17 protein-coding genes are annotated in these 23,618 nt (G+C 59.6%); 12 read left to right on the top strand and 5 right to left on the bottom strand.

The window, feature by feature from the left end; genetic code table 11:
* The first annotated feature begins 269 nt into the window (after positions 1-269).
* The 4 genes from KGA83_RS05800 (at position 270) to KGA83_RS05785 (ending at position 5,161) form a co-directional block, all read left to right on the top strand.
* Positions 270-743 (top strand): MarR family winged helix-turn-helix transcriptional regulator, encoded by a 474-nt coding sequence (locus tag KGA83_RS05800; RefSeq protein ID WP_108219075.1) that lies wholly within the window; start codon positions 270-272, stop codon positions 741-743.
* Positions 740-2,209 (top strand): efflux transporter outer membrane subunit, encoded by a 1,470-nt coding sequence (locus KGA83_RS05795; protein ID WP_223529025.1) that lies wholly within the window; start codon positions 740-742, stop codon positions 2,207-2,209. Before KGA83_RS05800 ends, KGA83_RS05795 begins: the two co-directional genes overlap by 4 nt.
* A gap of 15 nt (positions 2,210-2,224) precedes the next feature.
* The gene (locus tag KGA83_RS05790; RefSeq protein WP_223529022.1) at positions 2,225-3,427 is read left to right on the top strand and encodes an efflux RND transporter periplasmic adaptor subunit; all 1,203 of its coding nucleotides are present in this window, start codon (positions 2,225-2,227) and stop codon (positions 3,425-3,427) included.
* 201 nt (positions 3,428-3,628) lie between these two features.
* Positions 3,629-5,161: a DHA2 family efflux MFS transporter permease subunit gene (locus KGA83_RS05785; RefSeq protein ID WP_108219072.1), complete on the top strand. Its 1,533-nt coding sequence runs from the start codon at positions 3,629-3,631 to the stop codon at positions 5,159-5,161.
* 124 nt (positions 5,162-5,285) lie between these two features.
* Here the strand turns inward: KGA83_RS05785 and KGA83_RS05780 are convergent, their stop codons facing one another.
* Complete coding sequence (locus KGA83_RS05780; RefSeq protein ID WP_108219071.1) at positions 5,286-6,038, bottom strand: UDP-2,3-diacylglucosamine diphosphatase; 753 nt, start codon at positions 6,036-6,038, stop codon at positions 5,286-5,288.
* Positions 6,035-6,538 (bottom strand): peptidylprolyl isomerase, encoded by a 504-nt coding sequence (locus KGA83_RS05775; protein WP_008053603.1) that lies wholly within the window; start codon positions 6,536-6,538, stop codon positions 6,035-6,037. Before KGA83_RS05775 ends, KGA83_RS05780 begins: the two co-directional genes overlap by 4 nt.
* A 252-nt stretch (positions 6,539-6,790) precedes the next feature.
* On the opposite strand from KGA83_RS05775, the gene KGA83_RS05770 reads away from it, so the two are divergent.
* Both KGA83_RS05770 and cysS read left to right on the top strand, forming a co-directional pair.
* Positions 6,791-8,488 (top strand): glutamine--tRNA ligase/YqeY domain fusion protein, encoded by a 1,698-nt coding sequence (locus KGA83_RS05770; protein ID WP_108219070.1) that lies wholly within the window; start codon positions 6,791-6,793, stop codon positions 8,486-8,488.
* Positions 8,489-8,502: 14 nt separating this feature from the next.
* Positions 8,503-9,885, top strand: coding sequence for a cysteine--tRNA ligase (gene cysS / locus KGA83_RS05765; RefSeq protein ID WP_108219069.1), 1,383 nt, complete (start codon positions 8,503-8,505; stop codon positions 9,883-9,885).
* Positions 9,886-10,032: 147 nt separating this feature from the next.
* Here the strand turns inward: cysS and KGA83_RS05760 are convergent, their stop codons facing one another.
* Complete coding sequence (locus KGA83_RS05760; protein WP_223529020.1) at positions 10,033-11,868, bottom strand: sigma-54-dependent Fis family transcriptional regulator; 1,836 nt, start codon at positions 11,866-11,868, stop codon at positions 10,033-10,035.
* A gap of 382 nt (positions 11,869-12,250) precedes the next feature.
* Between KGA83_RS05760 and KGA83_RS05755 the strand changes: the two genes are divergently transcribed.
* Genes KGA83_RS05755 through KGA83_RS05730 form a run of 6 tightly spaced genes read left to right on the top strand, consistent with a single transcriptional unit; the run spans position 12,251 to position 18,206 of the window.
* Entirely contained in the window at positions 12,251-13,345 is a 1,095-nt protein-coding gene (locus KGA83_RS05755; protein ID WP_108219067.1) for an ABC transporter ATP-binding protein, read from the top strand.
* Positions 13,345-14,454 (top strand): ABC transporter ATP-binding protein, encoded by a 1,110-nt coding sequence (locus KGA83_RS05750; RefSeq protein ID WP_223529017.1) that lies wholly within the window; start codon positions 13,345-13,347, stop codon positions 14,452-14,454. Before KGA83_RS05755 ends, KGA83_RS05750 begins: the two co-directional genes overlap by 1 nt.
* Before the next feature lie 2 nt (positions 14,455-14,456).
* The gene (locus KGA83_RS05745; RefSeq protein WP_223529014.1) at positions 14,457-15,323 is read left to right on the top strand and encodes a carbohydrate ABC transporter permease; all 867 of its coding nucleotides are present in this window, start codon (positions 14,457-14,459) and stop codon (positions 15,321-15,323) included.
* 9 nt (positions 15,324-15,332) lie between these two features.
* A complete protein-coding gene (locus tag KGA83_RS05740) occupies positions 15,333-16,133 on the top strand; it encodes a carbohydrate ABC transporter permease (protein ID WP_223529012.1) in 801 nt (266 codons plus the stop codon).
* Between the two features lie 10 nt (positions 16,134-16,143).
* Positions 16,144-16,416, top strand: coding sequence for a DUF2160 domain-containing protein (locus tag KGA83_RS05735; RefSeq protein ID WP_108219175.1), 273 nt, complete (start codon positions 16,144-16,146; stop codon positions 16,414-16,416).
* 47 nt (positions 16,417-16,463) lie between these two features.
* Positions 16,464-18,206, top strand: a complete 1,743-nt coding sequence (locus KGA83_RS05730) for an ABC transporter substrate-binding protein (protein WP_108219063.1) — start codon at positions 16,464-16,466, stop codon at positions 18,204-18,206.
* Positions 18,207-18,595: 389 nt separating this feature from the next.
* Here the strand turns inward: KGA83_RS05730 and KGA83_RS05725 are convergent, their stop codons facing one another.
* Both KGA83_RS05725 and KGA83_RS05720 read right to left on the bottom strand, forming a co-directional pair.
* Entirely contained in the window at positions 18,596-19,798 is a 1,203-nt protein-coding gene (locus KGA83_RS05725) for an RHS repeat-associated core domain-containing protein (protein ID WP_223529010.1), read from the bottom strand.
* Between the two features lie 81 nt (positions 19,799-19,879).
* A complete protein-coding gene (locus KGA83_RS05720; RefSeq protein ID WP_223528996.1) occupies positions 19,880-23,587 on the bottom strand; it encodes an RHS repeat domain-containing protein in 3,708 nt (1,235 codons plus the stop codon).
* Positions 23,588-23,618: the final 31 nt, after the last annotated feature.

Below are 23,618 nucleotides of genomic sequence, written 5' to 3'. Positions count from 1 at the left end.
GCGAAAAGCCGCAGCCGACAGTTACGCGCCTTGGAACACAAGGCGCGCAAGCTGGGCATGCAGTTGGTGATGGCTGGATAATTTTTAGAGCAAAAACAATGGGTTATTTTTTGTTTGATAAGAGCTGCCGAAGGCTGCGATCTTTTTGCATTATCCGACGCCATTGATCAACTACTTACCAAGCCTGCTAACTATTTCGTTGACATTCGCTGCCTAGGCAGTAACATCTCGACATACATTCACTGCCTAGGCAGCTAACGGGTGGTCAGATGAAGCATTTCTCTCCAGACGATTTCCACAATTGCCATCTCGGCCTGCTGCTCGGACGTGCCGCGCTGCTCAAGGACCGGATCATCGACACTCACATGGAACCCCACGGCATCACCGCCGCGCAGTTCAAGGTGTTGATCATCATGGCCCAGTTCGGCGTCGATTCGCCGGGCGAGTTGTGCCGCCACCTGTCCCTGGACAGCGGCTCGATGACGCGCATGCTCGATCGTCTGGAACAGAAGGGTTTCCTCGCTCGCCAACGCTGCGAGGCGGATCGCCGTCAGGTGCAGCTTGTACTCACGGAAGAAGGGCAGAAGCTCGCCGGGCTGTTGCCGCACATCGGCGCCGAAGCCATGAATGAACTGACCGGTGCAATCACTCCAGAAGAATTGAAAACCCTGGAGCTGATCCTGAAGAAAATTCTGGTGGCAGCCGGTGACGCGATCACCCTGCTGCGGGTAGGTGACAAATGAGCAGTAACCCCTTGCGTACCGGCCTGAGCCTGGTGTTGTTGGCCATGACCCTGGCCGGTTGCGCCAGTTACAGCGGCCTGAAAACCGAAGGCGTCAACCTCGATGCGAAGAGCCTCAAGGCCGGGCAATCCCTTGGCGGCGTGACCCTGTCGCCAGCCGCCTGGCCGAAAAGCGACTGGTGGAAAAGCCTCGGCGACCCGCAACTCGACGGCCTGATCCGCGAGGCCCTGCGTGACAGCCCGGACATGCAGATCGCCGACGCCCGTGCCCATCAGGCCAGCGCTGCGGCCTACGCCGCCGACGCCGAGCGAATGCCGACCCTGGATGCCAGCGCCGGTGTCAGTCGCTCGCGGCTGGCCCGGGACCAGGACCCGCGCGGGCAGGGTGACGCGTACGCCACCGTGCGTAACATCAGCACCAGTTTCAATTACAACTTCGACCTGTGGGGCGGTCAGCGCGATGCCTGGGAAGCGGCCCTCGGCCAGGCCCGCGCTGCCGAAGTCGACCAGCAGGCTGCGCAACTGACCCTGGCCGCCGATGTTGCCCGGGCCTACAGCGATCTGGGGCAGGCGCACATCGTCTATGACCTGTCCAGCGAAGACCTCAAGCGCACCCGACAAATGCTCGAGCTGAGCCAGCGGCGCCTGACTGCCGGGATCGACAGCCAATACCAGTTCCAGCAGACCGAAAGCCTGGAAGCCACTTCCCAGGCCAACCTGATCGACGCCGAAAAGCGCCTGAACAGCACGAAAATCGCGCTTGCGGTGCTGCTCGGCAAAGGACCGGACCGTGGCAATGAAATTGCCCGTCCGAACATTCTTCAGCCGAGAGCGGTAGCGCTACCTTCAGTGCTGCCGGCCGAGTTGCTCGGGCGTCGTCCGGACCTGGTGGCCGCGCGCTGGCGGGTCGAGGCGGCGAGCAAAAACATCGATGCCGGCAAGACCCGATTCTATCCCAACCTGAACCTCAGCGCCGCTGCCGGTGCCGAATCCCTGTTGGGCGATGCGATGTTTGGTTCGGCCAGCCGCTTCTTCAACATTGCACCAACGATCTCTGTGCCGATTTTCGACGGTGGCCGCCTGCGTGCCGACCTCGATTCGCGTGACGCCGATTACGACCTCGCCGTGGGGCAGTACAACAAAAGCCTGGTGAAGGCGCTGGGGGATGTCAGTGACAGCATCAACCAGTTGCGCGATATCGGTCGGCAGATCGCTGCCCAGCAACACGCCACCGATATTGCCCAGGATTCCTACAACACCGTGGTCCAGCGTTACGGTTCCGGCATCGGCAACTACCTGGACGTGCTCAGCATCGAGCAGCAATTGCTCCAGGCCCAGCGTCAGCTGGCCAACCTGAATGCCGAGCAGATTGACCTGTCGATCCAGTTGATGCAGGCGCTGGGCGGCGGTTTCCAGCCTGAGGCGATCGCCTCGGCCACCACCACGCCAGCCACCCTGACCCACTAATTCAAGGTACTTGTCATGGCCACTGCCGATACAACTCAACCTCCTGAAAACACCCAGGGCAACCCCAACTCGGGCAAGCGCAAATTCATGTTGCTGGTACTGGCTGCCGCCGTCGCGCTCAGCGGCGCGGGCGTCTGGGCCTACCACGAGTTTTACGGGCGCTGGAGCGAAAGCACCGACGACGCCTATGTGAACGGCAACGTGGTGGAAGTCACGCCGCTGGTCACCGGCACCGTGGTCAGCATCGGCGCCGATGACGGCGATCTGGTCCACGAAGGCCAGGTGCTGGTGAACTTCGACCCGAACGATGCCGAAATCGGTCTGCAAAACGCCCAGGCCAATCTGGCCCGCACCGTGCGTCAGGTGCGCGGCTTGTACAGCGATGTGGACGGCATGAAAGCCCAGGTCAACGCCCAGAAAGCCGAAGTGCAAAAGGCCCAGGACAACTTCAACCGACGCAAGAACCTCGCCGCTGGCGGGGCGATTTCCCAGGAAGAGCTGTCCCACGCCCGCGACGACCTGACCTCGGCGCAAAACGCCCTGGCCAACGCCGAACAAAAGCTCAAGACCACCAGCGCGCTGGTCGATGACACCGTGGTTTCGTCGCACCCGGACGTGATGGCCGCCGCCGCACAACTGCGTCAGGCCTACCTGAACAATGCCCGCAGCACCTTGATCGCACCGGTGACCGGTTACGTGGCCAAACGTACCGTTCAGCTTGGTCAGCGCGTGCAACCGGGTACCGCGCTGATGGCGGTGATTCCGCTGGATCAGCTGTGGATCGACGCCAACTTCAAGGAAACCCAGCTGCGTGACATGCGTATCGGTCAGCCGGTGGAGATCGAAACCGACCTCTACGGCAGCGACGTGAAGTACAGCGGCACCATCGACAGCCTCGGCGCCGGAACCGGCAGCGCATTTGCCTTGCTGCCGGCGCAGAACGCCACCGGCAACTGGATCAAGATCGTGCAGCGCGTGCCGGTGCGGATCCACGTCAACGCCGAAGAACTGGCCAGGCACCCGTTGCGGGTCGGCCTGTCGACTATGGTCGATGTGAGCCTGCGCGATCAGAGCGGGCCGGTGCTGGCGCAACAATCGCCGCAGAAGGCTTCGTTCAGCACCAACGTCTACGACCGTCAGTTGGCCGAGGCCGACGCGATGATCACCCAGTTGATCCACGACAACAGCGCCGCGGTCAGCAAGACCGTGCAACGCTGATATGCCGATCCGTCATCAACCCGACCTTGTGGGAGCGAGCCTGCTCGCGAAAGCGGACTGACATTCAACATCAAAGTCGACTGAACCGACGCCTTCGTCGGAACGCCGCCCGGAGCCGGCTTGCTCCCACAGGGTTAGCTGCGTCTGTAACAGGCGCAGTGCCAATCCTGCTCCAAAAAATTCAGCTCCAAAGGATTCGCGATGAGCAATAACGCGTCTTTCACACCGCCCAGCCTGTTGCTCAGCACCATCGGCCTATCGCTGGCGACCTTCATGCAAGTGCTCGACACCACCATCGCCAACGTGGCGTTGCCGACGATCTCCGGCAACCTGGGTGTGAGTTCGGAGCAGGGCACCTGGGTCATCACCTCGTTCGCCGTGAGCAACGCCATCGCCTTGCCATTGACCGGTTGGCTCAGTCGTCGTTTCGGCGAGGTGAAGCTGTTTGTCTGGGCGACACTGCTGTTCGTGCTCGCTTCGTTTTTGTGCGGTATTTCCACGTCCATGCCGGAACTGGTGGGCTTCCGGGTACTGCAAGGTGTAGTGGCGGGGCCGCTGTACCCGATGACCCAGACCCTGCTGATTGCAGTTTACCCCCCGGCGAAACGAGGGATGGCCCTGGCACTGCTGGCAATGGTCACGGTGGTCGCGCCGATTGCCGGGCCAATCCTTGGCGGCTGGATCACCGACAGCTACAGCTGGCCGTGGATTTTCTTCATCAACGTGCCGATCGGCCTGTTCGCGGCATGGGTGGTGACCCAACAGATGAAAAAGCGCCCGGTGGTCACCAGTCGCCAACCGATGGATTACGTCGGGCTGATTGCGCTGATCATCGGTGTCGGGGCGCTGCAGATTGTGCTCGACAAGGGCAACGATGCCGACTGGTTCGAATCCAGCTTCATCGTGATCGGTTCGGTGATTTCGGTAGTCGCGCTGGCGTTCTTCGTGATCTGGGAAATGACCGACGAACACCCAGTGGTCAACCTGCGCCTGTTTGCCCATCGCAACTTCCGCTACGGCACCATCGTGTTGATTCTGGGGTACGCCGGGTTCTTCGGGATCAACCTGATCCTGCCGCAGTGGCTGCAGACACGCTTGGGCTACACCGCGACCTGGGCCGGTTTTGCCGTGGCACCGCTGGGGATCCTGCCGGTGCTGCTGTCGCCGTTTGTCGGCAAGTACGCGCCGCGATTCGACATGCGCGTGCTGGCGGGCGGGGCGTTCCTGGCCATCGGCCTGAGCTGTTTCATGCGCGCCGGGTTCACCAATGAAGTGGACTTCCAGCACATCGCCATGGTGCAGCTATTCATGGGGATTGGCGTGGCGCTGTTCTTCATGCCGACTTTGACCATCCTGCTGTCGGACCTGCCACCGAGTCAGATCGCCGACGGTTCGGGGCTGGCGACGTTCTTGCGGACCCTGGGCGGTAGTTTCGCGGCGTCGCTGACCACCTGGATCTGGATTCGCCGCGCCGACCAGCACCACGCCTACCTGACCGAAAGCATCACCCCGTTCGATCCGGCGACCCGCGAAGCATTGACCCATCTGGGCGGGGCAGGGGCCAAGGCCTACACGCAGCTGGAGCAGACGGTGATCAGCCAGGCGTACATCATGTCCACGGTGGATTACTTCACCTTGCTGGGCTGGATGTTCATGGGGCTGATCCTGATCGTGTGGCTGGCCAAGCCGCCGTTTACGGCGAAGGCCGGGCCTGCTGCCTCGGCCGGACACTAAACACCGCACACCCCCTGTAGGAGCGAGCCTGCTCGCGATAGCGGTGGATCAATCAACAATGATGTTGAATTTGAGTCCGCAATCGCGAGCAGGCTCACTCCCACAGGGCTTTGTGTTTCGGGCATCAGTTCGCGGGTGCTGCCAGCTGCGGTGGCGGCGTGAAATCAAAGGGCGCCAGCGCAAACCCCTGCTCATCCACCTGCAACGCCCACCCTTGACGATCCCAATCCCCCAGCACAATGCGCCTGGCCGCTTGCTCGCCCAACTGCAACTTATGAATCGCGGGACGGTGGGTATGCCCGTGGATCAAGGTCTTCACGCCGTATTGCTGCATGATCCGCGGAATCTCTTCGGGTGTGACATCGACGATGTCATTGGCCTTCATCCGTACCTGGCTTCGACTTTCACTGCGCAACTTGCGCGCCAGTTTCTGCCGGGTGCTCAGCGGTAAGTGCCGCAGGATGAACAGGGAGATCGGGTTGCGCAGGTAGCGCCGCAATTTCATATAACCCACGTCGCGGGTGCAGAGGCTGTCGCCGTGCATCAGCAGCACCGGCTCACCGTTGAACTGCACGACACTCGGATCTTTCAACAAGGTGCAGCCGGCTGCTTTGCAGAAGGCCTTGCCGAGCATGAAGTCGCGATTGCCGTGCATCAGGAAAATAGCCGTGCCGCTGTCGCTCAAATCGCGCAGGGCCTGGCAGATAGAACGCTGGAAGGGTGTCATGGCGTCGTCGCCAATCCACACCTCGAAAAAGTCGCCCAGAATGTACAACGCACTCGCCGAGCGGGCGCGTCCGGCGAGCAAATCCAGAAACGCCCGGGTAATGTCCGGGCGCTCCTCTTCCAGATGCAAGTCTGAAATCAGCAATATCACTCAATGATCTCGGCTTTCTCGATGATCACGTCGTCTGCCGGTACGTCCTGGTGGCCGGACTTGGAGGTGGTGGCCACGCCTTTGATCTTGTCGACAACGTCGGTGCCTGCGGTTACTTTGCCGAATACCGCGTAGCCCCAGCCCTGCACGTTCTTGCCGCTGTGGTTGAGGAAGCTGTTGTCGGCCACGTTGATGAAGAACTGGGCGGAAGCCGAATGCGGTTCCATGGTGCGGGCCATGGCGACGGTGTACTTGTCGTTGGAAAGACCGTTATCCGCTTCGTTCTGGATGCTTGGACGCTTGTCTTTCTTTTCTTTCATGCCTGGCTCGAAACCGCCGCCCTGGATCATGAAGTTACCGATGACACGGTGGAAAACGGTGTTTTCGTAGTGACCGGCTTTGACGTATTCGACGAAGTTGGCCACGGTGATCGGGGCTTTATCGGCGTTCAGTTCGAGGACGATGTCGCCGAAGTTGGTAGTCAGTTTGACTTGGGTCATGATCGTTACTCTTTATAAGGAATTCGTGGTGTTGGAACCTCATGTCCCGCCACCGGTTCAGCCTGTTTTGGCCAAGGTGCGCAGTTTAGCCTGCCAGACGCGAATTTCGAGGCTGTTTTTTCATTTGCGGCCTATTAAATGCGACGGTTTACAGAGCTCGCTCTGTCAGGTACTTGACGGCATCGGCTATGATAGCGGCTTTGTTTTGTCCGGCCTTCATTACGGCCACGCACTTGTACGTTCAAGGATCCTATGAGCAAGCCCACTGTCGACCCTACCTCGAATGCCAAGACCGGCCCTGCCGTGCCGGTCAACTTCCTGCGGCCGATCATCCAGGCAGACCTGGACTCGGGCAAGCACACGCAAATCGTCACCCGTTTCCCGCCTGAACCCAACGGCTACCTGCACATCGGTCACGCCAAGTCGATCTGTGTGAACTTCGGCCTGGCCCAGGAGTTCGGCGGCGTCACGCACCTGCGTTTCGACGACACCAACCCGGCCAAGGAAGACCAGGAATACATCGACGCGATCGAAAGCGACGTCAAATGGCTGGGCTTCGAGTGGTCCGGTGAAGTGCGCTACGCCTCGCAATATTTCGACCAGCTGCACGACTGGGCGGTAGAGCTGATCAAGGCCGGCAAGGCCTATGTTGACGACCTGACCCCTGAACAAGCCAAGGAATACCGTGGCAGCCTGACCGAGCCGGGCAAGAACAGTCCGTTCCGCGACCGCTCGGTTGAAGAAAACCTCGACCTGTTTGCCCGCATGAAGGCCGGCGAGTTCAAGGACGGCGCACGCGTGCTGCGGGCCAAGATCGACATGGCTTCGCCGAACATGAACCTGCGCGATCCGATCATGTACCGCATCCGGCATGCCCATCACCACCAGACCGGTGACAAGTGGTGCATTTACCCGAACTACGACTTCACCCACGGTCAGTCGGACGCCATCGAAGGCATTACCCACTCGATCTGCACCCTGGAGTTCGAAAGCCATCGCCCGCTGTACGACTGGTTCCTCGATAACCTGCCAGTGCCGGCGCACCCGCGCCAGTACGAGTTCAGCCGCCTGAACCTGAACTACACCATCACCAGCAAGCGCAAGCTCAAGCAGCTTGTGGACGAAGGTCACGTCAATGGCTGGGACGACCCGCGCATGTCCACGCTGTCGGGCTTCCGCCGCCGTGGCTACACGCCGAAATCGATCCGCAACTTCTGCGAAATGATCGGCACCAACCGTTCCGACGGCGTGGTCGACTTCGGCATGCTCGAATTCAGCATCCGCGACGACCTCGACCATAGCGCCCCGCGTGCCATGTGCGTGTTGCGTCCGCTGAAAGTCGTGATCACCAACTACCCGGAAGGCCAGGTCGAGAACCTCGAACTGCCGTGCCATCCGAAAGAAGACATGGGCATGCGCGTTCTGCCATTCGCCCGTGAGATCTATATCGACCGTGAAGACTTCATGGAAGAGCCGCCAAAAGGCTACAAGCGCCTGGAGCCGAACGGCGAAGTGCGTCTGCGCGGCAGCTACGTGATCCGTGCCGACGAAGCGATCAAGGACGCCGACGGCAATATCGTCGAACTGCGCTGCTCGTACGATCCGGACACCCTGGGCAAGAACCCTGAAGGTCGCAAGGTCAAAGGCGTGGTGCACTGGGTGCCGGCTGCGGCCAGCGTCGAATGCGAAGTGCGTCTGTACGATCGTCTGTTCCGTTCTGCGAACCCGGAAAAAGCCGAAGACAGTGCCAGTTTCCTGGACAACATCAACCCTGACTCGCTGCAAGTTCTCACTGGTTGTCGTGCTGAACCCTCGCTGGGCAATGCACAGCCGGAAGACCGTTTCCAGTTCGAGCGCGAAGGTTACTTCGTCGCGGATATCAAGGACTCGAAACCAGGTCAGCCGGTATTCAACCGTACCGTGACCTTGCGTGATTCGTGGGGCCAGTGATTCAAGGATTAAACGTGCTTACGATCTACAACACGCTCACCAAGAGCAAAGAAGTCTTCAAGCCGCTCGATGGCAACAAGGTGCGCATGTACGTGTGCGGCATGACCGTGTACGACTACTGCCACCTGGGCCACGGCCGCAGCATGGTCGCGTTCGACCTGGTGACGCGCTGGTTGCGCTTCAGCGGCTACGACCTGACCTACGTGCGCAACATCACCGACATCGACGACAAGATCATCAATCGTGCCCGCGAGAACGGCGAGTCGTTCGAAGCGCTGACCGAGCGCATGATCGCGGCGATGCACGAAGATGAAGCGCGCCTGAACATCAAGAAGCCGGACATGGAGCCGCGTGCCACCGATCATATCCCGGGCATGCACACGATGATCCAGACCCTGATCGACAAGGGCTACGCCTATGCCCCGGGCAATGGCGACGTGTACTACCGCGTCGGCAAGTTCATGGGCTACGGCAAGCTGTCGCGCAAGAAGATCGAAGACCTGCGCATCGGCGCACGGATCGAAGTCGACGAGTCGAAACAGGACCCGCTGGACTTCGTATTGTGGAAAGCCGCCAAGCCGGGCGAGCCGAGCTGGGAATCGCCATGGGGCGCCGGACGTCCGGGCTGGCACATCGAGTGCTCGGTGATGTCGACCTGCTGCCTCGGCGATACTTTCGACATTCATGGCGGCGGCAGCGACCTCGAGTTCCCGCACCACGAAAACGAAATCGCCCAGAGCGAAGCGGCCACCGGCAAGACCTACGCCAACGCGTGGATGCATTGCGGCATGATCCGCATCAATGGCGAGAAGATGTCCAAGTCCTTGAACAACTTCTTCACCATTCGCGACGTGCTCGACAAGTACCACCCGGAAGTCGTGCGTTACCTGCTGGTGTCGAGCCACTACCGCAGCGCCATCAACTACTCGGAAGACAACCTCAAGGACGCCAAGGGCGCCCTGGAGCGCTTCTACCATGCATTGAAAGGTCTGCCGAGCGTGGCCCCGGCGGGCGGCGAAGCCTTTGTCGAGCGCTTCACCCAGGTGATGAACGACGACTTCGGCACGCCGGAAGCCTGCGCGGTACTGTTCGAAATGGTGCGCGAGATCAACCGCCTGCGCGAGAGCGATCTCGATGCAGCGGCGGGTCTGGCGGCTCGTTTGAAAGAATTGGCCAGCGTGCTGGGTGTGTTGCAGCTCGAAGCCGATGACTTCCTGCAGGCCGGTGCCGAAGGGCGCGTGGATGCCGCTGAAGTCGAGGCGCTGATCGCTGCGCGCCTGGCGGCACGTGCCGGCAAGGACTGGGCCGAATCCGACCGCATCCGCGACCAGCTCACCGCCATGGGCGTGGTGCTGGAAGACGGCAAGGGCGGCACGACCTGGCGATTGGCTGACTGATTGCTTGATCCGCTGTAAAACAAAACCCGCCATGTGCGGGTTTTTGTTTTTTTATAATCAAAAGATCGCAGCCTGCGGCAGCTCCTACACTGGAATCGCATACACCCTGTAGGAGCTGCCGCAGGCTGCGATCTTTTGATCTGGCTTTTAACCCTCCGACTGACGCAACCGCTTGTACAGGGTATTGCGACTAACCCCCAACCGTCGGGCCAGATACGAAATATTCCCCCCAACTGCCTGCAACTGCCGGTTCAATTCCTCGACATCATTGAGGTCGACCACCAGTGGCTCGGGCGCCTCCACCGGCTCCATCTCCAGATCGACAAAAAAATCATCCGGCAAATGTTCCGGCCGCACCGGTTGTTCCTCGGCCATTGCCAATGCCACCTGCATCACACTGCTGACCTGGCGCAAATTCCCCGGCCACGGGTGGCGGTCGAACAACTCCAATACCTCGCGGCTCAGTCCAGCCCATTGGCTGGGTTCGCGATGCTGTTCCCACAGGCGTTTGAACAGCGCCTCTTTATCGCTGCGCTCTCTTAACGGTGGCAGCTCCAGGGTCAGGCCGCCGATGCGGTAGTACAGGTCTTCACGAAACCGCCCCAGTTGTACCTGTTCGCGCAACGAGCGATTGGTCGCTGAAATGATGCGCAAGTCCACCGGGAACAACTCGCTGCTGCCCACCGGTTGCACGCAGCGCTCCTGCAACACCCGCAACAGTCGCGCCTGGGTCGGCAGCGGCATGTCACCGATTTCGTCGAGAAACAGCGTGCCTTTGTCAGCCTTGCGGATCAGCCCAATGCTGCCTTTCTGGTTGGCGCCGGTGAACGCGCCTTTCTCATAGCCGAACAACTCGGATTCCACCAGTTCGGCGGGAATCGCCGCACAGTTGACGGCGATGAACGCTTGTTTGCTGCGCGAGCTGGCCTGATGCAGGGCTTTGACGAACACTTCCTTGCCGACCCCGGTTTCGCCGTGGATCAGCAAGGGAATGTCTTTTTCCAGCAAGCGCTCGGCCTGACGCACGGCTTTTTCCACGCGGCTGTCGCCGAAATGCAAGGTGTTGAGGCTGATGGCCGCGGGTGCAGCTACAACCGGCTCGGTGAACACTCGAGGTTGAATTGATGCCTGTTTGGGCCGCTTCAACAGGCACTGGAAGCGGTTGCGCCCAGAGGTTTGCAGGGCGAAGGGCAGGCCTTCTGGCTGGTTGAGCAGCTCCAGCAGCGAGACCTTGAACAGGCTCTCGACACTGACCCGCGACAGGCTGATGCCCAGCAGATTATCGGCCCTGCGATTGGCCGACAGCACCTGGCCGGTTTCATCGAAGATCAGCAAGCCAGCCCACTGACTGTCGAAGTTGTTCAGGCCGGTATTGAACGTCAGCTGGAAATGCTGGCCATGGAACAGGTTGAGGATCAGCCGGTTTTCCACGGTCTGGCTCATCATCTTGACCATGCCCAGGGTGTGGGAGGGCGGCAGGTAGCTGTCACTGGATACGTCCAGCACCGCGATCACCTTGCGCTCGGCATCGAAAATCGGCGCGGCGGAACCGGTCATGAAGCGGTTGGCCTTGAGAAAATGTTCGTCGTGTTCGATGTGCACCGCTTGTTCACAGGCCAGGGCGGTGCCAATGGCGTTGGTGCCGGTGCAGCGTTCCATCCAGCTGGCGCCGGCGCTGAAGCCCCGGGCCAGTTTGGGTTCGATAAAGCGCTGCGTTCCCCACGACGTGAGCACCTGGCCCTGATGGTCGGCGAGCATGATCAGGCAATTGGAGTTGCTCAGGATGTTCTCGTAGTAGGGCAGCACTTCCTGGTGGGTGGTTTGCACCAGTGAATGTTGACTCTCCAGCAGTTGCGCGATGCTCGCGGCCGGCAATTGGTCGAATGCCGGCGTGCTCTGATGACTGAGGCCGAACGCGCGGCAACGGGACCAGGAGTCCTGGATGACGGCGTCGTGGGACAACGGCGATGCGGGTGCGGCCATGGCAGTCGATCTCTGGGCAAGCTTTTATTGTTTTTATGGTGACTTCAACTACGCACGGTCCCTGTAGGAGCGAGCTTGCTCGCGATGGACGTTAACGGAGAAGAGGGCTGCCTGAATAAACGCGGCGCTCTCAAGTGCATCGCGAGCAAGCTCGCTCCTACAGGGGGCGTGAACAGTCCGTAGAGTGTTGTTCACTATTGTTCACTGTCAATGGGTGAATTGTTCAATTGTTCATTTCCGATTGTTCATTTGTGTTCAGCAACGAACGTCGATTGACTATGTTTTTCAATAATTTCAAGTTGAATCAACAGTTTGTGATTTCTGGCATGTTTGTCGCTTTAGAGCTCCGGTCGCTTGACTCCAATAATAAAAAGGCCGAGCCATGTCACTCACCCTGGAGCACGTCAGCCGCACCGTCGAGGGCCAGATCTGGATCGACGATGCCAACCTGAGTTTTGAACCCGGTTCCTTCAACGTTTTGCTGGGTCGCACCTTGTCCGGCAAAACCAGCCTGATGCGCTTGATGGCCGGTCTGGACAAGCCCGACAGCGGCCGCATCCTAATGAACGGCGTCGATGTCACCCAGCGCCCGGTGCGCCTGCGCAACGTGTCGATGGTGTATCAGCAGTTCATCAATTACCCGACCATGACCGTCTTCGAGAACATCGCCTCGCCGCTGCGCCAGGCCGGTGTGTCCAGCGAGCTGATCCAGAGCAAGGTGCTGGAAACCGCGAAGATGCTGCGCATCGAGAAATTCCTCCAGCGTCATCCCCTCGAACTCTCCGGCGGCCAGCAACAGCGTACGGCCATGGCCCGGGCGCTGGTCAAGGACGCCGAGCTGATCCTGTTCGACGAGCCACTGGTCAACCTCGATTACAAGTTGCGCGAAGAGCTGCGCCAGGAAATGCGCGAGCTGTTCAAGGCGCGCCACACCATTGCCATTTACGCCACCACCGAACCCAACGAAGCCCTGGCCCTGGGCGGTACCACGACCATTCTTCATGAAGGCCGGGTGATCCAGAGCGGCCAGTCCTCGTCGGTTTATCACCAACCGCAATCGGTGCTGGCGGCCGAGCTGTTCTCCGAGCCGCCGATCAATTTGATGCCGGGGCGCATTGCCGGCAACGAAGTGAGTTTCGCCAATTTCGTGCACTTCCCGCTGAACGTCGATCTGCGCCCGGTGGGCGAGGGCGAGTTCCGCTTCGGCGTGCGGCCCAGCCATATTTCGCTGGTACCGAGCAATGATGATGATCTTGAGCTGGCGGTGACCGTCGAGGTGGCCGAGATCAGCGGCTCGGAAACCTTCCTGCACGTGCGCAACGAGCACTTCCTGCTGGTGCTGCACTTGCCGGGTGTCCACGAATACGACGTCGATGCGCCGATCCGCATCTACATCCCGACCCATAAACTGTTTGTGTTCGATACGCAGGGGCGCCTGGTCCAGGCGCCGGGCCGGCGTGTCACGAGGGTTGCCTGATGGCCGAAATCCGTTTGCAGAACCTCGCCCACAGCTACACCAAGACCCCGGCCGGACCTGAGGACTACGCGATCCGCGAAATGGATCACATCTGGGAGCAGGGTGGTGCCTACGCCTTGCTCGGACCATCGGGTTGCGGCAAGTCGACCTTGCTCAACATCATTTCCGGGTTGCTCAGCCCGTCCCAGGGCCATGTGCTGTTCGACGGCAAAGCGGTCAACGACCTGACCCCGGAGAAGCGCAACATCGCCCAGGTTTTCCAGTTTCCGGTGGTCTACGACACCATGACGGTGTTCGACAACCTGGCCTTCCCGTTGCGCAATCAAGGCATGGTGGAAGCGAAAATTCACAGCAAAGTGCAGGAAATCGCTGAAGTCCTCGACCTCCAGGCACTGCTGTACAAGAAAGCTCGCAACCTCACCGCCGACGAAAAACAGAAAGTCTCCATGGGCCGTGGGCTGGTGCGCGATGACGTGTCGGCGATCCTGTTCGACGAGCCGCTGACGGTGATCGACCCGCACCTGAAGTGGAAGCTGCGACGCAAGCTCAAGCAGATCCACGAACAGTTCAACATCACCATGGTCTACGTCACCCACGATCAGCTGGAGGCCTCGACCTTCGCCGACAAGATTGCGGTGATGTACGGCGGGCAGATCGTGCAATTCGGCACGCCGCGGGAGTTGTTCGAGCGCCCGAGCCACACCTTTGTCGGCTACTTCATTGGCAGTCCGGGGATGAACCTGATCGACGTGCAGCCGCAACCGGGTGGTGTCGGTTTCGCCTCGACGCACTTGCCGCTGTCCGAGGCGATGCAGCAGCGTATTGCCGAATCGGAGTGGAAAACCCTGAAGGTCGGCATTCGTCCGGAGTTCGTCCATGTGTGGGACGAAGCCTTTGATGACGCACTGCGGGCAAAGGTCGTACACGTCGAAGACCTGGGCACTTACAAGATCATGAGCCTCGACCTCGATGGCGTCCCCCTGAAAGTGCGTCTGGCCGAAGACAAACCGGTGCCCCAAGGCACGGCCTACATCAGCTTTCCGGCGCAGTGGCTGATGGTCTACGCCGACGAATTCCTCCTGGAAACCCAAGCCAACATTGAGGTGTAGCCATGAACAAGGTGCAGAACAACAAGGCCTGGTGGCTGGTGCTGCCGGTGTTCCTGCTGGTGGCGTTCAGTGCGGTGGTCCCGATGATGACCGTGGTCAACTATTCGGTGCAGGATATTTTCGACCAGTCCAGCCGCTATTTCGTCGGTGCCGACTGGTACAAGCAAGTGCTGCTCGACCCGAGGCTGCATGACTCCTTGCTGCGTCAGTTCATCTATTCCGCCTGTGTGCTGCTGATCGAAATTCCACTGGGCATCGCCATTGCCCTGACCATGCCGACCAAGGGCCGCTGGTCTTCGGTGGTGCTGATCGTGCTGGCTATCCCGTTGCTCATCCCGTGGAACGTGGTCGGTACCATCTGGCAGATCTTCGGCCGCGCCGATATCGGCCTGCTGGGGGCGAGTCTCAAGGCCATGGGCATCAGCTACAACTATGCGGCGAACACCATGGACGCCTGGGTCACGGTGCTGGTCATGGACGTCTGGCACTGGACTTCGCTGGTGGCGTTGCTGTGCTTCTCCGGGTTGCGGGCGATTCCCGACGTGTATTACCAGGCGGCGCGGATCGACCGTGCCTCGGCCTGGGCGGTGTTCCGGCATATCCAGTTGCCCAAGCTCAAGAGTGTGCTGCTGATCGCGGTGATGCTGCGCTTCATGGACAGTTTCATGATCTACACCGAACCGTTCGTACTCACGGGCGGTGGTCCTGGCAATGCCACGACCTTCCTCAGTCAGACCTTGACCCAGATGGCCGTAGGGCAATTCGACCTGGGGCCGGCAGCGGCATTCTCGCTGGTGTACTTCCTGATCATCCTGTTGGTGTCCTGGCTGTTCTACACCGCCATGACTCATACCGACGCCAACCGCTGAGGCCCGGCCATGAGCAAGAGAAAGCTTATTCCGCTGCTGATCTACATCCTGTTCCTGCTGGTGCCGATCTACTGGCTGCTGAACATGTCCTTCAAGAGCAACACCGAAATCCTCGGCGGCCTGACGCTTTTCCCACGGGATTTCACCCTGGCCAACTACAAGGTGATCTTCACCGATCCGAGCTGGTACACCGGCTACATCAACTCGGCGTACTACGTGAGTCTGAACACGATCATTTCCCTGACCGTGGCGCTACCGGCGGCCTATGCGTTTTCGCGTTACCGATTCCTCGGCGACAAGCACCTGTTCTTCTGGCTGCTGACCAACCGCATGGCGCCGCCGGCGGTGTTCCTGTTGCCGTTCTTCCAGCTCTACTCCTCGATTGGCCTGTTCGACACTCACATCGCCGTGGCCCTGGCTCACTGCCTGTTCAACGTGCCCTTGGCGGTGTGGATTCTCGAAGGTTTCATGTCCGGCGTGCCCAAGGAAATCGACGAAACCGCCTACATCGATGGCTACAGTTTTCCCAAGTTCTTCGTGAAGATTTTCATCCCGCTGATTGGCTCCGGCATTGGCGTCACGGCGTTCTTCTGCTTCATGTTTTCCTGGGTCGAACTGCTGCTGGCACGAACGCTCACGTCGGTGAACGCCAAACCGATCGCCGCGGTGATGACCCGGACGGTCTCGGCATCCGGCATCGACTGGGGCGTGCTGGCGGCGGCGGGGGTGTTGACCATCCTGCCGGGCATGCTGGTGATCTGGTTCGTGCGCAACCACGTGGCCAAGGGCTTTGCCCTGGGCCGGGTATGAGGAACTGATGATGGAATGGATGAGCTGGACCACCCCCACGGCGGCATTCTTCAGCGTGATTGCCCTGGTCCTGGTGGTCATGACCACTTGGGAATTGCGTTCGCCGAGCATCCTTCGGCGTGGTTTTCTGCCGATTGCCACCACCCGTGGCGATCGCTTGTTTATCGGTCTTCTCGGCAGCGCCTACCTGCACTTGCTGGTAATCGGCGTCACCGACTGGAGCATCTGGGTCGCCTTCGCGATGTCCCTGGTGTGGCTGTTGGCTGTGATGCGTTGGGGCTAGTCGAATCGCTCGGCAATGTTGCTCCGAAACTTAAACAGGAGGTCTCTATGTTCGACAAAAACAATAAGCTGCGACATAGCATTTCATTGGCAGCCATGCTGGCACTCAGCGGTTTGAGCGCTTCGGCCTGGGCCGATGCCTACGAAGATGCCGCGAAAAAATGGATCGGCAGTGAATTCAAGCCGTCCACACTCACGGCCGAACAACAACTGGAAGAGCTGAAGTGGTTCATCAAGGCGGCGGAGCCATTTCGCGGGATGAGCATCAAGGTGGTGTCGGAAACCATCGCCACCCACGAATACGAGTCCAAGGTGCTGGCCAAGGCCTTCACCGAAATCACCGGGATCAAGCTGACCCACGACTTGCTGCAGGAAGGCGACGTGGTGGAAAAACTGCAGACCGTGATGCAATCGGACAAGAGTATCTATGACGGCTGGGTCAACGACTCGGACCTGATCGGCACGCACTTTCGCTACGGCAAGACCGAATCGATCACCGACCTGATGGCCAACGAGGGCAAGGACTTCACCTCGCCGACCCTGGACATCAAGGACTTCATCGGCATTTCTTTCACCACCGCGCCGGACGGCAAGATCTATCAACTGCCTGACCAGCAGTTCGCCAACCTCTACTGGTTCCGCGCCGACTGGTTCGAGCGTCCGGAGCTGAAAGCCAGGTTCAAGGAAAAGTACGGCTACGAGCTCGGCGTGCCGGTGAACTGGTCAGCCTATGAAGACATCGCCAAATTCTTCAGCGAAGACGTCAAGGAAATCGACGGCAAACGTGTCTACGGGCACATGGACTACGGCAAGAAAGACCCGTCCCTGGGCTGGCGCTTCACCGATGCCTGGTTCTCCATGGCCGGTGGCGGCGACAAGGGCATCCCCAACGGCTTGCCGGTGGACGAGTGGGGCATCCGCGTCGAGGACTGCCATCCGGTGGGTTCCAGCGTGACCCGCGGCGGCGACACCAACGGGCCGGCGGCGGTGTTCGCCACCACCAAATACGTGGACTGGATGAAGAAGTACGCGCCACCGGAAGCGGCGGGCATGACCTTCTCCGAATCAGGTCCCGTGCCCTCCCAGGGCAACATCGCCCAGCAGATCTTCTGGTACACCGCGTTCACTGCCGACATGACCAAACCGGGCCTGGCGGTGATGAATGCCGACGGCACGCCGAAATGGCGCATGGCGCCTTCGCCGAAAGGTCCGTATTGGGAGGAGGGCATGAAACTCGGTTATCAGGATGCCGGCTCCTGGACGTTCATGAAGTCCACACCTGAGAAGCAAAAACTCGCGGCCTGGCTCTACGCGCAGTTCGTGACCTCGAAAACCGTGTCGCTGAAGAAAACCATCGTCGGCCTGACGCCGATCCGCGAGTCGGACATCAACTCGCAAGCCATGACCGACCTGGCCCCGAAACTCGGTGGCCTGGTGGAGTTCTATCGCAGCCCGGCCCGTGTGCAATGGACCCCGACCGGGACCAACGTGCCGGACTATCCACGCCTGGCGCAATTGTGGTGGAGCCACATTGCTGAAGCCGCCAGCGGCGAGAAAACCCCGCAGCAGGCACTCGACGGCCTGGCCAAGGATCAGGACGCGATCATGACCCGTCTGGAGCGCTCGAAGGCCCAAGCCACCTGCGCCCCGAAAATGAACCCCGAGCGTGACGCGCAATACTGGTTCGACCAGCCGGGCGCCCCGAAGCCGAAACTGGCGAACGAGAAGCCTAAGGGCGAGACCGTGAGCTACAACGAACTGCTGAAATCGTGGGAGGCGGCGCGTAAGTAAGTTGGTTAGGTTGTGAAAGCGAACGGCACCGGAAGGTGCCGTTTTGTCGGGGGCTGTACCACCGTCATCGCGAGCAGGCTCGCCCACAGGTTTTGTGTCGTACACAAAATCTGAGGGTGTCCTCGGTCACTATGAAATGGCTATTCCGCTGCCCCCTTTGTTCGCCCACCAAGCTTTCACAGGGGGCCACTGGAGACCGTTGCCAAGATCAAATTAGCTATTGCCGCGTTTATTAAAGACTGCACGGCGACTGCCAATCGGATATGTCAAGCGAATGATGCGAAACCGTACGCACTCGTTCCGCTGTATTCAGGGATTCACCCCCCCCTAGTCGCTGATTAGGAAACGACTGGGGAAGGTTAGATAAGTGATCTGCGCCATGCCTTTAATCAGAAGCTGTAACGACGGCCTCTTGATTGTTGTCGTGCTGCACGCTCAAGCAAATACCAAGAGTTTCGTTCATTAAGCGCATTCAGGTAATCGCGATCACGACGAGAAGCCCGCATCCATTCAAAGCTGACGTAATCAGGCGTGCCGTCAGCCCGAAGAGGAGGAGGAACTGCCTCGACAACCGCTCTAGGATTGATGCCCTGCTGGCGAAGACTGGAGGGTAAAACCCCTACTTCGTCCCCAGCCCAGATTCGTCTTACTGCATTGACGTAATTCGGAGCACCTTCGGGGGCGACCGGTAACGCGTGTAGTGCGGGGCGAGAGTAAGTATTGGCGGCCTGGTTCATTTGTCGTGAAGTAACAGAAAAGTTGACCAGGTCCCTACCAGGCAAGTGCCTGCCGATGTTCCCCAGCACATGCTCCGGCATTCCGCTTAAGGTTGCACTCGGCCCGGTCCTGAGCGAGCCTGTCTGTCCCCCTAACCTGGGCACACCACCTGCCGACTGCAATTTTTTCTGCCAACGCCCCACAAACTGACCTAACTTCGAGACGGCCTTCGAGGCGGCAGGCGCCAATGCTGTGACTCCTGAAGCTAATCCTGTGGCAAGGGACACCATCCCCAGTATGGACGCCGCATCTGCATTACCCGTGGCCTCCAGAATAAACGAGGCAACCCCGGTGGTGGTCGCCACCACACCCAGTGCCACCGACGTCACTGCCAACGCACCGCTGGACGTCAGAGTGGCCAACCCACCAGCCATCATCCCGGCCACGGCGGGCGCTGCAGCGCCAAAAGAAAACGCCGTCGCGACTATGCCAACCGCCAACCCAATCCCAGCTACGAGCCATTTCCAGAAGCTGTGTCCGTCCGGGTCGATCCGATTGAGCGGATCACCCGCGCAATAAGCGTAACGGTTGAGCCCGCCAGCACCAAAGGGGCTTTCATTGTCGGGTGCGAGGAATAGCATGAGGTTAGGATCGTAGGGCCTATAGCTGCCCAGCAAATAGCCAGCCTCTACCAGGCCACGTGGCTCGCCGGCGTAACCCACCAGGCTTTTGCCGCTTCCATCATCCGCCCCGTGAGCGGTGTAGTTCACCCGACTAGTCTGCTGATCGTTTTCAACCCGGACCGTGCCTTGGCCATCGCAACCTGTCAGCATTACCTCGCGTACGGCCTGGGACACTTTGTTCTGAGCAAACATGGACGCCTCATGACGCAATAACGACAAGGTGTCGCCCAAGCCTGGGCCTCGGGTGCTTATCAGCCGATCACCATGATAGAATCAGAGCGTCTCGGCCCCGTTTTGCGTGGTCTGGGTGATTCGACCCATGGGGTCGTATTGATAATCGCGTTGACCGGTGTCGCCGGTGACTCGACTGAGCCGTCCCTCTTCGTCCCACTGCAGCGCGCGACCGAGGCCGTCGCGCAACAATCGCCCATCGGCGTCATACTCCAACATCAGTGTCTGGAGAGCCGGGTAGGTATGGGTGATGGTAATGGGACGGTCAGGGGCGATAGCATCGTAAGTGAAGTCCATCTGATCGCAATTGCCATCCATGTAGGTCGTGATGACTTGCTCGTAGCCGTCCAGAGCGTTGAGGGAAAAGGCTTGTTTGCTGATGGGTTGACCGGTGCGTGGGTCTTTGGGCCCTTCAGGGCCAGTCACCGTGACCTCGATCAGCCTGGCGCGAGCGTCATAGCGAAATACTTCTTCGCTGAGCAAGCGGTTTTCTTCTTCCCAGCGGCGGCTCGCCATTTGGTCGCGGCCAGTCCATGTCAGTGTCTGGGTCAGTTGTCGTTGGGAGGCGGGGGTACTGCTGACCCAGGTTCGTGAAACTTCCCGGTCAAACTCATCGTACTGGATGGTTTGCTTGAGGGAGTGTCCTTGATCCTGAGTGAAGTACTGGCTGATGCGGCCGAAAGTGTCATAGGTGGTTTGCAGTTCAATAGAACCCAGTGTCTGGCGTTCCGGACGGCCACAGGCGTCGTGAACCGTGCGGTGTTCAGTACCATTGCAATCAGTAAACGTCACCAGCCGGCCCTCCAGCGAGCGAACCCAGCCAACGCTGTGCTCCTCGTTGTCCAGGCTCAAGTGCTCGGAGAGTAAACGTCCATTGTTGGAGTACTGCCAAGTCAGCTTGCCTAATGGCCCCAGCGCTTGCGTCATCTGGCCCGACTTGAAGTCATACTGGTAGGTACTGCCCTGGCTGCCATCACCGGGCGACAGTTGAATCAACTGATTCTCAAGCAATGGCTCGTAGCTGTAGGCCATAGAGCGGCCACTGCTGCTGGTGCGAGAAGCTGGCAACTTCTGATCTTTGCGGTAGTTGAGACACTCTTGCCGGTCGCCGATTGTTCGGCGCACTGGACGACCGATACCGTCAAAGCTCTGCTCCCCCAGTGACAAGGGTGTACAACCGACAGGCGTCAACGTAACGCTTATCGGATGATCAGCATCGCTGTGCTGGGCATATTCCCAAATCACTTCGCTGTCGTCCTCCAACAGACGACTGATCACACGCCCGTACACGTCATACCGGGTTTGCGTATGCACGCAAGCCTCACCCGGTACGCTGACTTCATGGGATATGGGGCGATGCAACCCATCATGGGTCCAGGCCTCATTGCGCAGTATTTCATTGTCGGGAGCAAGCAGGGTCATATTGAGCACGTCGCCGGCAACGTTGCGTAAGATTCGAGTCTTGGCAGCGGCGACGCCATCACGGCTTTCTCGCCAGACGTCGCTTATAAGCGTGACAGGGCTGGCCTGGGTGTGTTCAAGCGTGCCATTGGGCCGTCTGATCTTGCTCACTTGGCCCCAACCGTCGAACTCATAGGTGGTGGTGAGGCTCAACGGCCGTTCCAGCCCGGGGAACCAGTCCTGGACGGTTTCCTGGAGCAGTTGTCCCTCGGGGTTGTAAAGGCCGCGCCAGGTTTCCCGAAACTTCTGGCCGGTGACCAAGTCGTCGCGCCGCTCCTCCCGCACCCTGCGCCCTGCGCCGTCGAGATAGATACGCCGCTGCTGGCCGGTCAGGTCGGTTTCTTCCGCCATGACGGCCCGCTGGCGATAACGGCCCGCCAGCACATAGCGACACGTGGCGCTGGCTTCATAATCGGTGCCGGGAGCAACCGTGCTGCGAACCACCCGCCCCAAGGCGTCATATTCATAAACGGTCTCCACGCTCTCTTCGCGATCGCTCAGCGTCAGCCCCGAGAGACTGTCCCGGGTGACGTAATCGGTCGACGCACTGGTACCGTCATGGCCGGTTATCCTGGTTTGGGTCGTCAGCGCCGTGGCGGTCAGGGTCCGGCTGTAATCGGTGGTGGTGATGAATTCTTTGTGTGTCGTCTGTGCTTGAGTCACTTGGGCAAAGAACGGACTGTCGATAGCTGTTTCATAACACTGGGTGGTGCGACCAATCGGGTTCGGGCCGTCGACGGTGATAGTAAACGCTTCTTCTGAAACGACGACCCACAGCAGACGATCATCGGGTCGGCGACGCGGCAGCGGTTCATAACAGTACTGCGTTTGCGTTATTGGCGCGCCGCCTGTGTCGCCAGACGCCATGGGCGTCGGCGTCAAGGTATGGCTTTGCAGCCAGCGGACAAACATCCCGGTATCCGCCATGCCGCTTACGCTGCCCAACGGATAATAAACCCAACGCTCGATTCGGCCATCGGCATGGCGCTGCTCAAGCGTGTTGCCGTAATCGTCGTAGGTAGTATGAGATATCTCTTCTCGAGCACCCTGCGCGTCCTCATAACGGGTCGTGACTTGAGTCGGTAGCTGGCACCATGCCGGTTGAGCCTCCCAGCCCAGGGCGGGATCATCGCCATAGTCCGTGGTGATCGTAACCGTCTTGCCGACACGCATCACACGCTCTTGAGTCAGCAGATGGAAACGGTTCCAGGTACGCTCAGTTTCCGACAGTACTTGGCCGGTATCGCTGTGCAATGTCTCCAGCCCGCTATAGGTATAAGATTCGGTGCGGTAGAGATTGTCCTCCCCATCACGCCAGCCTCCTGGCAGGTCGGCTCCATAGCCCAGGAAATTAGTGCTGCCCAACCAGGTATAGGTTCGCGAAACCGCTGGTTGGCCGGCCCCAGGCTCATGGCGGTGAGCCGTCACCCGGGGGAGGGACGCTAAAGGTGCGCCCGGCGGAAGTTGATGGCCTTCCGTGCCCGTGGCGTACCATACCTCATCCTCGCTGCCCAACGGTCCGGTCATTCTGACGGGAAACAACAACCCGTCGAACTCCTCATAGTTGAAAGTCCACCGGCTATCGTTGTCCGGCAGGATCATCGTGCTGAGCTGATCACCACTCAAGTAGAGCGTATAGACGCTTTTTCCGGCCTCATCCGGAAAGAGTTGAATCTGAGACTCGTCGACGACGTCCCGGACAACTCGCAGCACGGTGCGCTGTTCATCGCGAATTTCGGACAGGACATAACGTCCACTGCCATGGGGCAGCCAGTCCAGAAATACCTGACGCCCCTCGGCAGAGCGTATTTCTTGTGGCAAAGCCAAGCCACTGTTGTCCTGCATGACCAGCCATTGCGTCTCGCCATCCTTGTACTCGACGCGAAAACGGCGACCGTCCGGCCCTTCCTGCAGCACGCGAAAATTCAATAGCTTTTGGTCGGTGAATACCAACTGACCCTGGTCTGTGAAAGCAGAAGCCTGGCGGTCGAGGCTGAAGCTTTCCCCTGTCGCCAAATGCAAACGCCCGGCAGGCAGGTCCAGTTCAGACATCGCCAACATCCATCCACGTCCGAATCCATAATCTGTATGAGAAGACAACGGGCTGAACAGCAATCTGAACGACACTGAAGGGCCGGCCAGATGATTAGCCTGGATTTCCGGCAGGGCGATGTGCAGGGTCATTTGACCGGTACGGGCATCAATGCCGTTGCTGACGTGACTCAAGAAATTACCGGCTTGAGTGTAGAGACCACCGGTTGCCAAACGGGTTGAAGAAGCACTATCCATGTTCGAAACTCCTGATGATGAGACGCCGCCA

The organism is Pseudomonas sp. GL-R-19, from assembly GCF_019956375.1.
GTDB lineage: Bacteria > Pseudomonadota > Gammaproteobacteria > Pseudomonadales > Pseudomonadaceae > Aquipseudomonas.
The sequence above is the reverse complement of the archived record's forward strand: the minus strand, read 5'-3'. Positions and strand labels throughout refer to the sequence as shown.

What these genes read in the sequence shown, in the direction of transcription:
- KGA83_RS05720 (WP_223528996.1), bottom strand. Translation starts at nt 23,587, where the DNA reads ATGGATAGTGCTTCTTCAACCCGTTTGGCAACCGGTGGTCTCTACACT.
- KGA83_RS05760 (WP_223529020.1), bottom strand. Translation starts at nt 11,868, where the DNA reads ATGGCCGCACCCGCATCGCCGTTGTCCCACGACGCCGTCATCCAGGAC.
- KGA83_RS05790 (WP_223529022.1), top strand. Translation starts at nt 2,225, where the DNA reads ATGGCCACTGCCGATACAACTCAACCTCCTGAAAACACCCAGGGCAAC.
- KGA83_RS05795 (WP_223529025.1), top strand. Translation starts at nt 740, where the DNA reads ATGAGCAGTAACCCCTTGCGTACCGGCCTGAGCCTGGTGTTGTTGGCC.
- KGA83_RS05800 (WP_108219075.1), top strand. Translation starts at nt 270, where the DNA reads ATGAAGCATTTCTCTCCAGACGATTTCCACAATTGCCATCTCGGCCTG.
- KGA83_RS05755 (WP_108219067.1), top strand. Translation starts at nt 12,251, where the DNA reads ATGTCACTCACCCTGGAGCACGTCAGCCGCACCGTCGAGGGCCAGATC.
- KGA83_RS05740 (WP_223529012.1), top strand. Translation starts at nt 15,333, where the DNA reads ATGAGCAAGAGAAAGCTTATTCCGCTGCTGATCTACATCCTGTTCCTG.
- KGA83_RS05725 (WP_223529010.1), bottom strand. Translation starts at nt 19,798, where the DNA reads ATGTTTGCTCAGAACAAAGTGTCCCAGGCCGTACGCGAGGTAATGCTG.
- KGA83_RS05730 (WP_108219063.1), top strand. Translation starts at nt 16,464, where the DNA reads ATGTTCGACAAAAACAATAAGCTGCGACATAGCATTTCATTGGCAGCC.
- KGA83_RS05775 (WP_008053603.1), bottom strand. Translation starts at nt 6,538, where the DNA reads ATGACCCAAGTCAAACTGACTACCAACTTCGGCGACATCGTCCTCGAA.
- KGA83_RS05785 (WP_108219072.1), top strand. Translation starts at nt 3,629, where the DNA reads ATGAGCAATAACGCGTCTTTCACACCGCCCAGCCTGTTGCTCAGCACC.
- KGA83_RS05750 (WP_223529017.1), top strand. Translation starts at nt 13,345, where the DNA reads ATGGCCGAAATCCGTTTGCAGAACCTCGCCCACAGCTACACCAAGACC.
- KGA83_RS05745 (WP_223529014.1), top strand. Translation starts at nt 14,457, where the DNA reads ATGAACAAGGTGCAGAACAACAAGGCCTGGTGGCTGGTGCTGCCGGTG.
- KGA83_RS05735 (WP_108219175.1), top strand. Translation starts at nt 16,144, where the DNA reads ATGGAATGGATGAGCTGGACCACCCCCACGGCGGCATTCTTCAGCGTG.
- KGA83_RS05770 (WP_108219070.1), top strand. Translation starts at nt 6,791, where the DNA reads ATGAGCAAGCCCACTGTCGACCCTACCTCGAATGCCAAGACCGGCCCT.